The sequence below is a fragment of the Microbacterium sp. K41 genome (genome assembly GCF_004794395.1).
Lineage (GTDB): Bacteria > Actinomycetota > Actinomycetes > Actinomycetales > Microbacteriaceae > Microbacterium > Microbacterium sufflavum.
Genome location: NZ_SSDO01000250.1, coordinates 1 through 388 on the forward strand (window position 1 = coordinate 1; position 388 = coordinate 388).

Sequence of the window (388 nt, forward strand, 5' to 3'; positions counted from 1 at the left end):
GCACGGAGCGCCCCTGGAACTAGACGTCGTGCAGCTCCCGGCGCAGCGCCCGTCGTTCCGCGTGCTGCGCCTCCGCCGCCGTCCGCCGTGCCTCGGCGAGGGCGGTCGATGCCTCCGCGAGCCGCACGACCACGCCGATCACCGGGCCCAGATCCGCGATCGCCTCGGTGGTCCTGCGCCCGACGGGCACCCCGTCGACCTCCCCGGTCACCTCCAGCACGACACCGGGGTCGCCGTCCACCGCGAAGGCCGTGGTCGTGCCGCGGGGATCCCCCACCACGACGTCCGTGGTGCCGAGGTGCTCGCCGTCACCGCCCGCGTCGTCCGCCGCGACCCGGAGGCGCACCGAACCGAGGCGCAGCGTGGCCCGCAGCGCCGTCGCCAGGGC

1 protein-coding gene is annotated in these 388 nt (G+C 77.1%); it reads right to left on the reverse strand.

Annotation, left to right across the window (positions count from 1 at the left end):
- Positions 1-19: 19 nt before the first annotated feature.
- The coding region (locus tag DW309_RS19445; protein ID WP_168387204.1) for a hypothetical protein at positions 20-388 on the reverse strand (369 nt) is incomplete at its 5' end.